Genomic DNA, 13060 nt, shown 5'->3' on the forward strand with positions numbered 1-13060 from the left:
TCCCTGCCGTCGCCCACCGCCCCGCCCAACTGGTCGGCAACACCCCGGTGTTGTGGATCGACCGTCCCTTCGCCCCGCCCGGCCGCGGGTTCTTCGCCAAGCTCGAAGGCGCCAATCCCGGCGGCATCAAGGACCGTCCGGGCCTGCACATGATCCGCGAGGCACGGCGCCGCGGTGTGCTGCGGCCAGGTGCGCCCGTGGTCGAGTCGTCCAGCGGCACGCTCGGGCTCGGGCTCGCGCTGGCCGGCCTGACGTACGGGCATCCGGTCACCGTCGTCTCCGATCCCGGGATGGAGCCGGCGATGGTCCGGCTTCTGACCTCGCTCGGCGCGTGCGTCGACCGGGTGGACCGGCCGCATCCGGCCGGCGGCTGGCAGGAGGCCCGGCGGGCCCGGGTCGCCGAACTCCTGGCCGCGCGGCCGGGTGCGTACTGCCCGGATCAGTACAGCAACCCCGACAACGTCGCCGCGTACGGCCCCCTCGCCGCCGAACTCACCGCCCAGCTCGGCCGGATCGACGTCCTGGTCGTGGCCGTCGGCACCGGCGGGCACTCCGCCGGGATCGCCAAAGGGCTGCGCCACCGCTCCCCCGGCCTGCGCGTCGTCGGCGTGGACTCGGTCGGCTCGGCGATCTTCGGACAGCCCGCGGCGCCGCGGCTGATGCGCGGGCTCGGCTCCAGCATCCATCCGGCGAACGTGGATTACGACGCGTTCACGGAGGTGCACTGGGTGGCGCCCGGCGAAGCGGTGTGGGCCTGCCGCGAGTTGGCGCGGCGGCACTACGCGTCGGGCGGCTGGAGCGTGGGCGCGGTGGCGCTGGTGGCCGGGTGGGTGGCCCGGACCTCACCGCCGGGGACGCGGATCGCGGCGGTGTTCCCCGACGGTCCGTACCGCTATCTGGAGACGGTCTATAACGACACCTGGTGTGCGGAACAAGGGATTCTGGACCTCACACCACCCCTGGATCCCGCCGAGATCGCGACGCCCGACGCGCGCGTGGTGACGTGCTGGACGCGGTGCGGACAGGTCCGCGACCCGCTCGCCCGTACGGCAGGTGTGCGATGAAGGGGCTCCGCGAGCAGGTCGCGTCCTTCGATCCGGCCGTACGTCTCCTGATGGTCAATCAGTTCGCCATCAACCTGGGCTTCTACATGCTGATGCCCTATCTCGCCGACCACTTGGGCCACGGACTCGGGCTCGCCGCCTGGGCGGTGGGTCTGGTGCTCGGCGTACGGAATCTGTCGCAGCAGGGGATGTTCCTGGTGGGCGGGACGCTCGCCGACCGCTACGGGTGCAAGCCGATGATCCTGGCCGGGTGCGCGCTGCGGACCGTGGCCTTCGCGCTGCTCGGCTTCGCCCAGTCGCTGCCCGCGCTGCTCGTCGCGTCGGCGCTGACGGGGCTCGCGGGCGCGCTGTTCAATCCGGCGGTACGGGCGTACTTGGCGGCCGAAGCCGGTGAGGAGCGGCGGGTCGAGGCCTTCGCCACGTTCAACGTCTTCTACCAGGCCGGCATCCTGGTCGGCCCGCTCGCCGGACTCGCGCTTCTGGCCTGGGACTTCAGGGCCGTGTGCGCGGCGTCGGCGGTCATCTTCGGCGCCCTGGCGCTGCTCCAGGCGCAGGCGCTGCCCGGGCGTCCGCCCCTGGACCGCGGCGCCGAACCGGCCTGGCGTGCGGTGCTCGGCGACTGGCGGTCGATCGCGGCGAACCGGCCGTTCCTGCTGTTCGCGCTGGCCATGTCCGGCAGTTACGTCCTGGCCTTCCAGGTGTACCTCGCGCTGCCGCTGCGGGCACGGGAGCTGTTCGGCGAGCACACGGGCGTGGTGACGGGCGCCGTGTTCGCCGTGTCCGCGCTCGCCGCCCTGTCCGGCCAGTTGAGGCTGACGGCCTGGGCGAAACGGACGCTGTCCGGGCCGCGGGCCATCGCCTGCGGGCTCGCGCTGATGGGCGCCGCGTTCCTGCCGCTTCTGTACGACGGACCTTTCGTGTACGGGGTGTTGAGCCTCGCCCTGTGCGCCGCGCTGCTCGCGTGGGGCGGGGCGCTGCTCTATCCGTTCGAGATGGACACCGTGGTCAGGCTGTCCGGCGAGCGCCTGGTCGCCACGTACTACGGCGCGTACAACACGGCATCGGGCCTCGCGATCGCGGCCGGCAACCTGGCGGTGGGCACCCTGTTCGACACGGGCGTGACCTGGCTGCCCTGGGCAGCCCTCGCCGCAACGGGCGCAGTGTGCGCGACCGCGATCACAGCCCTGGACCGCGCCGGCCATCTCCGCCCGGAACGCCCGGAGCTGGCCCTCACGTCCGGCGGATAGCGCGATAGGGGGACCAATTGTCCTGCGCGATGTCCGCTATGGGCGGGTACGTCGAGACAATCGGTCCCCCGATCAATCGGTCCCCGGCCTCCGGCCTCCGCCCCCGGTCAGGCGGTCGGTTCCAGGAGGCGGGACAGGAGGTCGTCCAGGCTGAGCAAGCCCGTCAGGTTCCTCCGCTCGTCGCGGACCAGCGCGAGGGTGGCTCGGTGGTGGCGGAGGGTTTCGACGGCGTCGGCGATCGTGTCGGTGGTGGCGAGTTCCGGTACCGGGCGGGCCAGTTCGCGGGCCGTCGGGGTGCGGCCCTGGGCGCGGGCGACCAGGGCGTCGCGGGCGTGCACCGAGCCGAGGACCGCCGTGTCACCGAGGACCGCCCGGCCGTCACCGAGCACCGCCGTGTCACCGAGGACCGCCCGGCCGTCACCGGGCACCGCCGGTCCGTCCAGGACCAGGAGGCGGGTGCGGTCGTGCGCCGAGGCGACCTCGAGGATCTCGTCGACGCCGGCCGCGGCCCGTACGGACGTGATCCGGTCCGCGGGCGTCTGCAGCGCGCCGACCGGGGTCAGCGGCTCGGTGAGCGAGCTGGTGATCAGGTCGGAGTCGGTCTCGCTGATCAGGCCGAGGCGTTCGGACTCCTCGACCAGATGGGTCAGTTGCTCACGGTTGTGGACCGAGGCGAGCTCGTCGCGAGGAGTGACGCGGCACAGCCGTACGAGCGCGTTGCTGACCGCGTTGAGCACCCGGATCAGCGGGCGTACGGCCTTGACCAGCGCGCGGAAGGGCGGGGTGAGCAGCATCGCCGAGCGTTCGGGGTGGGCGATGGCCCAGGACTTGGGGGCCATCTCGCCGAGCACCATGTGCAGGAACACCACGACGATCATGGCGACGGCGAACGCGATGCCGTAGCTGAGGCCGGCGGGCAGGCCCAGCTTCTCCAGGAGCGGGTCGAGTTCGTGCGAGATCGCCGGCTTGGAGATCGCGCCGAGCCCCAAGGTGCACAGGGTGATGCCGAGTTGGGCGCCCGCGAGCATCAGGGACAGTTCGCGCATGCCCGCGAGGGCGGACTTGGCGCCGCGCTGCCCTTGGGCCGCGGCCTGTTCCATACGGTGCCGTTTGGCGGCGACCAGGGCGAACTCGGCGGCGACGAAGAAGCCGCTGCCGACCAGGAGCAGGAGCGTGACGAAGAGGGCCATGGGGAAGCTCATGCCGTGGCCTCCTCGGGCCTCTCCAGGCCATCGGGGACGCGTTCGATCCGTACGCGTTCGGGGACGTGGCGGTCCAGGCGGAGGACCGCGATCTCGGCGCCCGACCCGTCGGCGAGGGGGACCGTGAGCCGGTCGCCGATGGCCGGGAAGCGGCCGAGGCGGTCGATGACCAGGCCGGCCACGGTGTCGTAGTCGTCGTCCTCGGGCAGCTCGATCCTGGTGGCGTCGGCCACCTCGTCGAGTCGGCGGCCCGCGTCGATCAGCCAGCCCGGGCCGTCCGCTACGGCCGTCTCCACCACCGCGTCGGACTCGTCCGCGATATCGCCGACGAGTTCCTCGGCGATGTCCTCGTACGTGACGATGCCCGCCACGCCACCGTGCTCGTCGAGCACGACGGCGAACTCGTCGTCCCGCTCCCGCATCTGCGCGACCGCGCCCGGCAGCGGCAGCGTGTCGGGCAACAGCAGGGGACGGCGGGCCAGTTCGCCCGCGGTGGCGCGCTCGAAGCGCGCGGCGGGCAGCCGCATCAGCTCCCTTACGCCGAGCACGCCTGCCACGTCGTCGGGGTGGTCGCCGAGCACCGGGTAGTTGGAGTGCCCGTACTTGCCGATCAGGGCCACGGCCTCGGCCGCGGTCGCGTCCCTGCGGACGAAGACGGCGTCCGCGCGCGGCACCATCACCTCGTCCACGGTGCGCTCGGAGAAGTCCAGGGCGTGGTCGAGGAGTTCGGCGGTCGCCTCCGGCAGATGGCCGTGCTCATGGGACTCGCCGATGAGGTGGCTCAGCTCCTCGAGGGTGGCGCCGTGGTGGAGCTCCTCGACCGGTTCGATGCCGATCCTGCGCAGGATCCGGTTGGCCGCGCCGTCGAAGATCCGAACGATCGGGCCGACGACCTTCAGATACGCGAGGGTCGACGCCGAAAGGGACTTGGCGAGGCGTTCGGGGACGGCGAGGGCCAGGTTCTTGGGGGCCAGCTCGCCGATGACCATCTGGAGCACGGTGGCGACCACGAAGCCGGTCACGACCGAGATCACGGAGACCGCGCCCGCGGAGAGTCCGGTCCCTTCGAGGGCCGGGCCCAGGAGGCCGGACACGGACGGTTCGGCGAGGAAGCCGACGACCAGACCGGTGACGGTGATGCCCAGCTGCGCGCCGGACAGCATGAACGAGAGCTTCCCGAGGACCTTCACCGCCCGGGCCGCGCGCTTGTCGCCCGCCTCGGCCTCACGGGCCAGAGCCAGGCGGTCGGCTGCCACGTAGGCGAATTCCTGGGCGACGAAATAGCCGGTGCCGGCCGTCAGGACGAGCACGGCGAGCAGGCCGAGCACGGAGCTCAGCATCGGTCACCGCCACGGGGGCGGTGGTGGGTACTGGGAGGCTCACCCATCGCGGGCTCTTGGCTCCTTATCGCCTGCGGATTCCCGTATGCGGATTCCCGTATGCGGATTCCCGTATGCGGACACTTCTCCACCTACTGTAAAGGAATCGCAAAGAAGCGCATGGGGGCAGGGATCCTGGGGGCCGTCCGATGATTTTCGGGTGCGGCGGAGGTCCGCCTCGTGAGCTCATCTGCCGGCCGAGGCAGCTGACCGCGAACGCCTCACGAAAGGTTCCCGGATGACGGAGCAGAAGCGGCCGCCGAGCCGTGACGTATGGCCGCTGATCCATGCCGAACGGGCCGCGCTGGCCGATGACCTCGCGGGTCTGGACGCCGAGGGATGGTCCACGCCCTCGCTGTGCACCGAGCTGACGGTACGGGAGGTCCTGGCGCATCTGACCGCCTCCGCGCAGCTGACGCCGGCGAGCTGGATGGCGGGTGTGCTGCGCTGCCGGTTCGACTTCGACAAGCAGGTGGCGATGCAGCTTGAGCGGCAGCTCGGCGCTGATCCGGCCGAGACGCTGGAGCGGTTCCGGCGGTCGGTCACCAGTACGCGCAAGCCCCCGCTGCCGGCGGTCGCGATCCTCGGCGAGACGGTCGTGCACGGTGAGGACATCCGGCGGCCGCTGGGCATCCGGCACAGCTATCAGGCCGAGGCGCTCACGGCGGTGGCCGAGTACTACCGGGGCACGGATCTCGTGGTGCTCGCGAAGGGCCGGATCGGCGGGCTGCGCCTGGTGGCCGACGACGGCCCCTTCTCGGCGGGGACGGGACGGTCGGTGAAGGGCAGCACCCTGGCTCTGGTGATGGCGATGACCGGCCGGAGCGCTTACTGCGACGAGTTGGAAGGGGACGGGGTGGAGGTGCTGAGGGAGCGGGCCGGAATGGGGTGAGGCGAGGGCTGCCCACGGACCAGGTATCGGCGATCGGTCATCGGCCATCGGCCATCGGTCTGAGTACCTGCGCAGAGGGCCCGGATGAGTATCCGTACGGTGGTCGCGCGCGCCGCCGACGGGGACGCTGGAGGCATGCACAAGAACCTCTCCGACCCCGCCCGCCAGGTGATCGCCGCACTCGCCCTGGCCGCGCTGACCGCAGGTGCCTGGGCCGTCTGGCTCGGCTGGGACCAGCGGCGCGATGTGCACCCCGACGGCTCGACGACCGGGCCGTACGAGGCATGGCAGGTGATCGGTCTGGTGCTGACCCTGCTCGCGCCGCTGTACTGGACGGCAACGCGCCGCCACCCCGCCGTCCCTGTCGTCGGCATCACCGCCGGGCTGACCGCCGCCGCCTTCTACGACTGGTCGGACGACGCCAGCGGCCTGTTCATGGTCGGTGTGACGATGGTCCTGGCCGGCAGCCTCGCCGTGACCTCCGCCCTGTCCGCCGTGCTCGTGTCCGCCAAGAAGCCCAGGGGAGCCCAGGGGCCGGCCCTGCAGTGGGGCGGCTGACCGGCCGCCGGTGCGCGCTCGCGCGTCCTCGCGCGTCCTCACGCCTCCTCGGCGTCCTCGCGCACCGGTGGCCGAAGTCCCTTCCCCGGGTCGGGACTTGACTCCCGTACGAGAAAAGGCCCCCGGGCAGGCCCGTCCGGTGGCACCCTCGCGCCCGCCATGGCGCCACACGCGCCATAATTGGCGTCATGGACCTCACGCCGTATGTGGACACCCTTCGCCAGGAGCTCGCGACCGCCGCCGACGCCGCGGGCCCGGAGGCGCGCGATCTGGCCGAGCGGCTGTCCGCACCGCTGGAGTCGGCCACCCGGCTGACCCTTCTGCACGCCCTGTCGGCGGCGATGGACGAGGTCACCCGTGAGCTCGCGCCCGGCTCGGTGGACGTGCGGCTGCGCGGGCTCGACCCCGAGTTCGTGGTGACGGCCCCGCCCGCGTCGGAGCCGTCGCCCCAGCCGTCCGCGCCGCCGCAGGCCCCGCTGCCCCCGGCGCCACCGGTCGCGCCCGAGGCCGACGACGGTTCGATGGCGCGCATCAACTTCCGGCTTCCGGCCCACCTCAAGACCCGGGTCGAGGAGGCCGCGGCGCGCGACAGCCTGTCGGTCAACGCCTGGCTCGTGCGCGCCGCGTCCCAGGCCATCAGCCCGTCCCCCCGCCAGGAACAGCCCGCCGCGCACCACTCGCGCGGGGCCGGTCAGGGGTTCACGGGGTGGGTCGGCTAGCAGCCGGCGGGGGTCGCCTGAGCAGTTGGCAGAGGGTCGGCCAAGCAGTCAGCGGAGGGGCGGCCAAGCAGTCACCCGAAGCCCCCGGCTGCCGCATTCGATGCGGCGGCCGGGGGCTTTTTCGTTTTCTGCGTACGGTGCATGACCTGCGCAGACGCCCCTGGCTGGCGCCACGTAGCGCCATCCCGCGCCATGACCGCTTGACATGGCGCCACGCGTGGCGCCATAGTGGCGTCATGAACCTCACGCCGTACGTCGACACCCTCCGCCAGGAGCTGGCGACCGCCGCCGAGACGGCCGGGCCCGAGGCCCGCGCCATGGCCGAGCGGCTCACCTGGCCGCTCGAGTCCGCGGCCCGGCTCGCGCTGCTGAACGCGCTGTCGGACGCCATGGCCGAGGTCACCCGCGAGCTGGCGCCGGGCTCCGTCGGAGTACGGCTGCGGGGGACCGACCCTGAGTTCGTGGTGAGCACGCCCCAGCCGTACGAGGCCGAGCGCCCCACCGCGCCGACGCCCCCCGCACCGCCCGCCGTGCCCGACCCGGCCGCCTACGCGGACGGCGACGACAGCGGCACCGCCCGGATCAACCTCCGGCTGCCCGCGCACCTCAAGGCGCAGGCGGAAGGGGCCGCCACCCGCGACGGCCTCTCGCTCAACGCCTGGCTCGGCCGCGCCGTGGCCGCCGCCCTGGCCCCGCCGCCGCCCGTCCCGCACCACCCCGACCACCCGCGGGACTTCACCGGCTGGGCCGGCTAGAGCGCCCGCGCCGCGCGCCCCGCGCCGCGGCCACCCCACAGACTTCGCACCGGCTCCCCCATCGACTTCGCACCGACTTCGCACCGTAAGGACGGACCCGAGATGACCAGTTACGAGACCCCCGGCCCCATCACCCTCTCCGTCGAGGGCGACATGGTGAACCTGCGGATCACCGCGAGCGACCGCACCGACACCACCGTCGAGGTGACGCCGACCAACGACGCCAACGACCGCGACGTACGCACCGCACAGAACACCCAGGTCACCTTCTCCGGCGGCCGGCTGCTCGTGAAGGCCCCCAAGTCGCGGTCCGTGTTCAACAAGTCCGGCGGTATCGACGTGGTGGTCGAGCTCCCGGCCGGCTCCGCCCTGGGCAGCAACGCCTCGATGATCTACATCGACGGCCAGGGCCGCTTCGGGGACATCACGGTCAAGACCTCCATGGGCAACATCCAGCTCGACGAGGTCGGCAACGCGAACATCAAGACCGGCTTCGGCGACATCCGTGTCGACCGGGCGAGCGGCAGCGACCACCAGTTCATCTCCGGTACGGGCCGGATCGACCTCGGCGAGATCGACGGCTCCGCGACCGTGAAGAACAGCAACGGCGACAGCGCCGTCGGCGACATCACCGGCAATCTGCAGGTCAAGTCGGCCAACGGCCGGATCTCCGTGGGCACTGCGCACGCCGATGTGCAGGCGACCTCGGCGACCGGCGGCATCCGGATCGGACGGGTCGAGCGCGGCCAGGTCCGGTTCGAGACCTCGGTGGGCCAGCTGGAGATCGGTATCGCCGAGGGCACGGCCGCCTGGCTCGACGTGAGCACCAAGGGCGGCGCCGTACGCAACTCGCTCGGCGCGGGCGCCGGACCGGACGCCTCCAAGGAGACCGTCGAGGTGCGTGGCCGCACCTCGGTCGGCGACGTGATCATCCGCCGCGCCTGATCCCCGTACACACGCCCGACCGCCTTACACAACAAGCCACTTCACCCCCTTACCCACGCACAGGAGGCAGGCTGTCATGAGCACATCCACTGTTGCTCCCGCCGCCATCACCGCCCTCGGTCTACGGAAGTCGTACGGAGACAAGGTCGTGCTCGACGGGATCGATCTGACGATCCCGGAGGGCAGCATCTTCGCCCTGCTCGGTCCGAACGGCGCCGGCAAGACCACCACCGTGGAGATCCTCTCCACCCTGATCGCCGCGGACGGCGGCGAGGCGCAGATCGCCGGATACGACATGGTCCGCCAGGCCGCGAAGGTGCGCCGGTCGATCGGTGTCACCGGGCAGTTCTCGGCCGTGGACAACCTCCTCACGGCCGAGGAGAACCTGATGCTGATGGCCGACCTCAGCCATCTGCCCAGGGCCGAGGGCAAGCGGCGCGCGGCCGGTCTGCTCGAGCGCTTCGACCTCACCGAGGCCACGCACAAGACGGCCGCCACGTTCTCCGGCGGTATGCGCCGCAAGCTGGATCTGGCGATGACCCTGGTCGCGAGCCCCGGCATCATCTTCCTCGACGAGCCGACCACCGGGCTCGACCCGCGCAGCCGGCGCACCATGTGGCAGCTCATCCGCGATCTCGTCGGCCAGGGCACCACGATCTTCCTCACCACGCAGTACCTGGAGGAGGCCGATCAACTCGCCGACCGTATAGCGCTGTTGGACCACGGCCGACTGGTCGCCGAGGGCACCGCCGAGGAGCTCAAGCGGCTGATCCCCGGCGGACACGTCAGGCTGCAGTTTTCGGATGCGGCCCAACTCGCGGCCGCGGCGGGTGTGTTCGGGGTCGCCACCAGCGACGAGGAGTCGCTCACGCTGCAGATCCCCAGCGACGGCTCGACCGCCAATCTGCGCGCCATCCTCGACGTCCTCGACACCACCCAGGTGCACGCCGAGTCGCTGACCGTGCACACCCCCGATCTGGACGACGTCTTCCTGACCCTCACGGGCCGCCCCAAGGACGACGGCGCCGCCCTCCCCCACCCGTCGCAGTCGAAGGAGTCGGCCCGATGAGCACCGCGACCCTCGCCCCCGCCAAGCCGGCGCCCGCCCGCTCGACCGCCGTGCGCGACTCGATGACGATGCTGCGCCGCAACCTCAAGCACATGCAGCGCTATCCCGCGATGACGGTCTCGATCCTCGTCATGCCGCTGCTGTTCCTGCTGCTCTTCGTGTACGTCTTCGGCGGCGCGATCGGGGTCGGCACCCTGGGTCCTGGCACCACGCGGGCCGACTACATCAACTACCTGGTGCCCGGCATCATCGTGATGACGGCGACCTCGGGTGCCGTCGCCACCGCCGTGTCCGTCTGCACCGACAAGACGGAAGGCATCATCAACCGCTTCCGGACGATGTCGATCTCCCGGGGCGCCATGCTCAGCGGGCATGTGCTCGGCAGCACCATCCAGGTCACGGCCGTGCTCGCCCTGATCACCGGCGTCTCGCTCGCGATCGGCTTCCGTCCGAACGCCTCGTTCGTCGAGTGGATCGCCGCCGCCGGACTGCTGATCTTCCTGGCCCTGGGCCTGAGCTGGCTGTGCGCCGGCATGGGTATGAACGCCAAGACCGTCGAGTCCGCGTCCAACGGTCCGCTGCCCCTGACGCTGCTGCCCCTCATGGGCAGCGCGGTCGTGGACCCCGACTCCATGCCGGCCGGACTGCGCTGGTTCTCCGAGTACCAGCCCTTCACCTCGATCAACGAGACCGTGCGCGGGCTGCTCATGGGCGGCGAGATCGGCAACAACGGCTGGATCGCGCTCGCCTGGTGCACCGGGCTCACGCTCTTCGGGTACTGGTGGGCGCTGCGGGCGTACAACAAGACCACCAAGCGGTGACGGAAGTCTTACGTCAGCGCAGCACGGGGACCGGACCGGCCGCTCCTGCCGTTGGATACGGCAAGGGCGGCCGGTTCGGTCGTGTGGCGGCCGGTTCGGCCGATGGGTGGCTGGGAGGTCGCGATGTCTCGTCTACGGAAGATCCTGACGCCGAAGGTCGTGGTGAGCGGGCTTGTGCTCGGCGCGGTGCTTGCCGGGTTCGGTCTGTACTGGTTCCAGCCGTGGAAGCTGTTCCAGGACGAGACGGTGAACGAGGCGCTGCCGGGGGCCGTGAGCCCGCCCGCCGCGAGTGCGCCTGCCACGCGGGCGCCCGGGGAGAGTTCGCCGTCCGCGAGTGCGCCCGCCGCGCCGAGGACGCTGGCGCGGGGCGAGTTCATCAGCCATGAGCACAGGACGAGCGGCTCGGTGCAGGTGCTCGAACTGGCCGACGGTTCACGGGTGCTGCGGCTGACCGGTCTGGAGACCAGCAACGGTCCGGATCTGCACGTCTGGATCAGCGACGCACCGGTCAAGGAGGGCGTCGGCGGCTGGCGGGTCTTCGACGACGGTGAGCATGTCGGCCTCGGCAAGCTCAAGGGGAACAAGGGCAGCCAGAACTACGCGATCCCGGCCGGGGTGAACCTGGACGAGTTCGGGAGCGTGGCGATCTGGTGCGACCGGTTCGATGTGTCCTTCGGGGCTGCGGAGCTGGTGCGGGCGTAGGGGCTCGTCCGCGGGACGGGGCTGCGAAGGGGGGCGGCTCGTGAAGGGGTGCGGCTCGTGAAGGGGTGCGGCTCGTGAAGGGGTGCGGCTCGTGGAGGGGTGCGGCTCGTGGAGGGGTGCGGCTCGCGAAGGGGTGCGGCTCGCCTCTCAGGCCGCCGGGCGCCGGATCACTGCCGTACCGGCGTCGAGGTCCACGATGCTCCGGTTCGGCGGTGCGCCGTCGTCCTCGTCGTCGGGCAGCACCAGGGCGGTCTCGCGCTCCTTGAGCTCGTTCTGCTTGCCCGGGGACAGGGCGCCGTGCAGCTGCTCGAAGCCGGTGGCCGACACCTGCCCGGTCCGCGCTCCGTTGCGCCACGGGAGCATGCCCGCACGGCCGGCCCGCAGCAGGAGCTGATCCACGAACGCGATCACGATGAGCAGCATGACGAGGCCCGGCAGCGTGACCATCACGACGAATCCCATGGGGGCAGTGTCTCCTGTTGCGCCAAGTGGCCGAACCCCTGGAGCGGGGGGAAAGTGGAGGACGTATGCCAGTCCGGCGCAAGGAGGAGAGTGGATCATGGCCAAGCATGCCCACGACCACCCCAAGGACCCCCAGCACTCGAAGATCTCCGCGGCACAGGCGCGCTCCAAGAGCACCAAGCCCGATGTGCAGTCGATCAGCGCGAAGACCAGAGGGCTTCAGCAGAAGGCCCAGTCCCGCCGTCAGGGCAACCGCTGATCTCAGCGTCGCCCACACACCCGAGCCCCGGCCTTTTCGGCCGGGGCTCGGGTGTGTGTGGTCGTCCGTCGGGTGCGTGCGGTCGTCCTTCGGGCGCGCGTGGGCGTCCGTCCGACGGGCGGCCTTATCCGACCGGCGGCCTTATCCGACCGGCGAACCGTCCGGCTGTGCGGCCGGGTCCAGGGGGTCCGCAAGGCCCAGCTCCGCGTCCCGTGCGAACTCGATCTCCCGGCGCAGCAGCCGGAACCACATGAAGAGCACGAAGCCCGCGAAGATGAACCACTCGCCGGTGTAGCCGAGGTTCTGGAAGGCCTTGAGGTCGAGGCCCGTGCCCTGGGGTGCCTTCGGGGGGACCGTGCGCAGGCCGTCGGAGGCCCGGTCGGCGGTGATCCACGCGTCGTAGACGTCGTACGGGACGAGGTTGACGAGCGAGGCCGCGCTGATCATGCCGAGCTGGCCGGAGGGCAGACCGCCGGCCGCGTTCACTCCGGCGCCGCCCGCGCTCTCCGAGGCCTGGAGCGAACCGGTCAGCGTGGCCTCGCCGGCCGGTGCGGACGGTGCCTTCTCGCCGGCCGGGAGCCAGCCGCGGACCACGGGGACCGCCTTGCCGCCGTCCGTCTTGAGCAGACCCAGGACGTAGAAGCCGCGCTTTCCGTCGAGCTCGCGGTCGGGCACGGTGAACTGGTCGGCCCAGGTGCCGGTCACCTCGGCGCGTTTGCCAGAGGTCTCCCCGGTGACCGGGAGCAGTTCGGTGAGGGGGGTGGCCGCGCCCTTGCCCGCCTGTTCGCTCTGCTTCTCCGCGGTGCGGTGGCCCTCGACGCGGTCCTCGAAGCGGCTGAGCTGCCATGAACCCATGAAGATGCAGAAGGGGATGGCGAGGAGGACGAAGACGTTGATGCCCCACCAGCGTGGTGTCAGCAGGAAGCGGTACACGTCCTCCACGGTACGGCCCCCTGCGCGTGCGGTCGGTCCCGGGTCCCGGACCC

15 protein-coding genes are annotated in these 13060 nt (G+C 71.5%); 11 read left to right on the forward strand and 4 right to left on the reverse strand.

Features of this window, described 5'->3' with window-relative positions; translation table 11 throughout:
- Together G6045_RS33540 and G6045_RS33545 are read left to right on the forward strand one after the other, a co-directional pair.
- The coding region (locus G6045_RS33540; protein ID WP_165335960.1) for a PLP-dependent cysteine synthase family protein at nt 1–1064 on the forward strand (1064 nt) is incomplete at its 5' end.
- Nucleotides 1061–2311: an MFS transporter gene (locus G6045_RS33545; protein ID WP_165335961.1), complete on the forward strand. Its 1251-nt coding sequence runs from the start codon at nt 1061–1063 to the stop codon at nt 2309–2311. The genes G6045_RS33540 and G6045_RS33545, both read left to right, overlap by 4 nt.
- 107 nt (nt 2312–2418) lie before the next feature.
- On the opposite strand, the gene G6045_RS33550 is transcribed toward G6045_RS33545, so the two are convergent.
- Nucleotides 2419–3513 (reverse strand): hemolysin family protein, encoded by a 1095-nt coding sequence (locus tag G6045_RS33550; RefSeq protein WP_165335962.1) that lies wholly within the window; start codon nt 3511–3513, stop codon nt 2419–2421.
- Entirely contained in the window at nt 3510–4853 is a 1344-nt protein-coding gene (locus tag G6045_RS33555; RefSeq protein ID WP_408056393.1) for a hemolysin family protein, read from the reverse strand. Before G6045_RS33555 ends, G6045_RS33550 begins: the two co-directional genes overlap by 4 nt.
- 277 nt (nt 4854–5130) lie before the next feature.
- On the opposite strand from G6045_RS33555, the gene G6045_RS33560 reads away from it, so the two are divergent.
- From G6045_RS33560 to G6045_RS33595, 8 genes are all read left to right on the forward strand, one after another.
- A complete protein-coding gene (locus G6045_RS33560) occupies nt 5131–5784 on the forward strand; it encodes a maleylpyruvate isomerase family mycothiol-dependent enzyme (protein ID WP_165335963.1) in 654 nt (217 codons plus the stop codon).
- Between the two features lie 135 nt (nt 5785–5919).
- On the forward strand, nt 5920–6342 hold the full coding sequence (locus tag G6045_RS33565; RefSeq protein ID WP_165335972.1) for a hypothetical protein: 423 nt from the start codon (nt 5920–5922) through the stop codon (nt 6340–6342).
- A 188-nt stretch (nt 6343–6530) separates the two neighbouring features.
- Nucleotides 6531–7061, forward strand: coding sequence for a hypothetical protein (locus tag G6045_RS33570; protein ID WP_165335964.1), 531 nt, complete (start codon nt 6531–6533; stop codon nt 7059–7061).
- 236 nt (nt 7062–7297) lie between these two features.
- Nucleotides 7298–7816, forward strand: a complete 519-nt coding sequence (locus G6045_RS33575; protein WP_206344533.1) for a hypothetical protein — start codon at nt 7298–7300, stop codon at nt 7814–7816.
- Between the two features lie 102 nt (nt 7817–7918).
- On the forward strand, nt 7919–8761 hold the full coding sequence (locus tag G6045_RS33580; protein WP_165335965.1) for a DUF4097 family beta strand repeat-containing protein: 843 nt from the start codon (nt 7919–7921) through the stop codon (nt 8759–8761).
- 76 nt (nt 8762–8837) lie between these two features.
- Nucleotides 8838–9830, forward strand: coding sequence for an ATP-binding cassette domain-containing protein (locus tag G6045_RS33585; RefSeq protein WP_165335966.1), 993 nt, complete (start codon nt 8838–8840; stop codon nt 9828–9830).
- The gene (locus tag G6045_RS33590; RefSeq protein ID WP_165335967.1) at nt 9827–10651 is read left to right on the forward strand and encodes an ABC transporter permease; all 825 of its coding nucleotides are present in this window, start codon (nt 9827–9829) and stop codon (nt 10649–10651) included. The genes G6045_RS33585 and G6045_RS33590 overlap by 4 nt, the downstream gene beginning before the upstream one ends.
- Nucleotides 10652–10774: 123 nt before the next feature.
- Nucleotides 10775–11353: a DM13 domain-containing protein gene (locus G6045_RS33595; protein ID WP_165335968.1), complete on the forward strand. Its 579-nt coding sequence runs from the start codon at nt 10775–10777 to the stop codon at nt 11351–11353.
- Between the two features lie 147 nt (nt 11354–11500).
- Here the strand turns inward: G6045_RS33595 and G6045_RS33600 are convergent, their stop codons facing one another.
- Nucleotides 11501–11815 carry a DUF6191 domain-containing protein gene (locus tag G6045_RS33600; RefSeq protein ID WP_165335969.1) on the reverse strand — a complete coding sequence of 105 codons (315 nt, stop codon included), beginning with the start codon at nt 11813–11815 and terminating at the stop codon, nt 11501–11503.
- Nucleotides 11816–11912: 97 nt separating this feature from the next.
- On the opposite strand from G6045_RS33600, the gene G6045_RS33605 reads away from it, so the two are divergent.
- Nucleotides 11913–12074, forward strand: coding sequence for a hypothetical protein (locus G6045_RS33605; RefSeq protein WP_165335970.1), 162 nt, complete (start codon nt 11913–11915; stop codon nt 12072–12074).
- Between the two features lie 141 nt (nt 12075–12215).
- Here the strand turns inward: G6045_RS33605 and G6045_RS33610 are convergent, their stop codons facing one another.
- The gene (locus G6045_RS33610; protein WP_165335973.1) at nt 12216–13007 is read right to left on the reverse strand and encodes an SURF1 family protein; all 792 of its coding nucleotides are present in this window, start codon (nt 13005–13007) and stop codon (nt 12216–12218) included.
- Nucleotides 13008–13060: the final 53 nt, after the last annotated feature.

Source organism: Streptomyces mesophilus (assembly GCF_011044995.1).
Taxonomy (GTDB): Bacteria; Actinomycetota; Actinomycetes; order Streptomycetales; family Streptomycetaceae; genus Streptomyces; species Streptomyces mesophilus.

Bases quoted from the DNA above. Each gene is read 5' to 3' on its own strand.
- G6045_RS33570 (WP_165335964.1), top strand. From the start codon at position 6,531: ATGGACCTCACGCCGTATGTGGACACCCTTCGCCAGGAGCTCGCGACC.
- G6045_RS33580 (WP_165335965.1), top strand. From the start codon at position 7,919: ATGACCAGTTACGAGACCCCCGGCCCCATCACCCTCTCCGTCGAGGGC.
- G6045_RS33595 (WP_165335968.1), top strand. From the start codon at position 10,775: ATGTCTCGTCTACGGAAGATCCTGACGCCGAAGGTCGTGGTGAGCGGG.
- G6045_RS33555 (WP_408056393.1), bottom strand. From the start codon at position 4,853: ATGCTGAGCTCCGTGCTCGGCCTGCTCGCCGTGCTCGTCCTGACGGCC.
- G6045_RS33560 (WP_165335963.1), top strand. From the start codon at position 5,131: ATGACGGAGCAGAAGCGGCCGCCGAGCCGTGACGTATGGCCGCTGATC.
- G6045_RS33585 (WP_165335966.1), top strand. From the start codon at position 8,838: ATGAGCACATCCACTGTTGCTCCCGCCGCCATCACCGCCCTCGGTCTA.
- G6045_RS33545 (WP_165335961.1), top strand. From the start codon at position 1,061: ATGAAGGGGCTCCGCGAGCAGGTCGCGTCCTTCGATCCGGCCGTACGT.
- G6045_RS33600 (WP_165335969.1), bottom strand. From the start codon at position 11,815: ATGGGATTCGTCGTGATGGTCACGCTGCCGGGCCTCGTCATGCTGCTC.
- G6045_RS33550 (WP_165335962.1), bottom strand. From the start codon at position 3,513: ATGAGCTTCCCCATGGCCCTCTTCGTCACGCTCCTGCTCCTGGTCGGC.
- G6045_RS33605 (WP_165335970.1), top strand. From the start codon at position 11,913: ATGGCCAAGCATGCCCACGACCACCCCAAGGACCCCCAGCACTCGAAG.
- G6045_RS33565 (WP_165335972.1), top strand. From the start codon at position 5,920: ATGCACAAGAACCTCTCCGACCCCGCCCGCCAGGTGATCGCCGCACTC.
- G6045_RS33575 (WP_206344533.1), top strand. From the start codon at position 7,298: ATGAACCTCACGCCGTACGTCGACACCCTCCGCCAGGAGCTGGCGACC.
- G6045_RS33590 (WP_165335967.1), top strand. From the start codon at position 9,827: ATGAGCACCGCGACCCTCGCCCCCGCCAAGCCGGCGCCCGCCCGCTCG.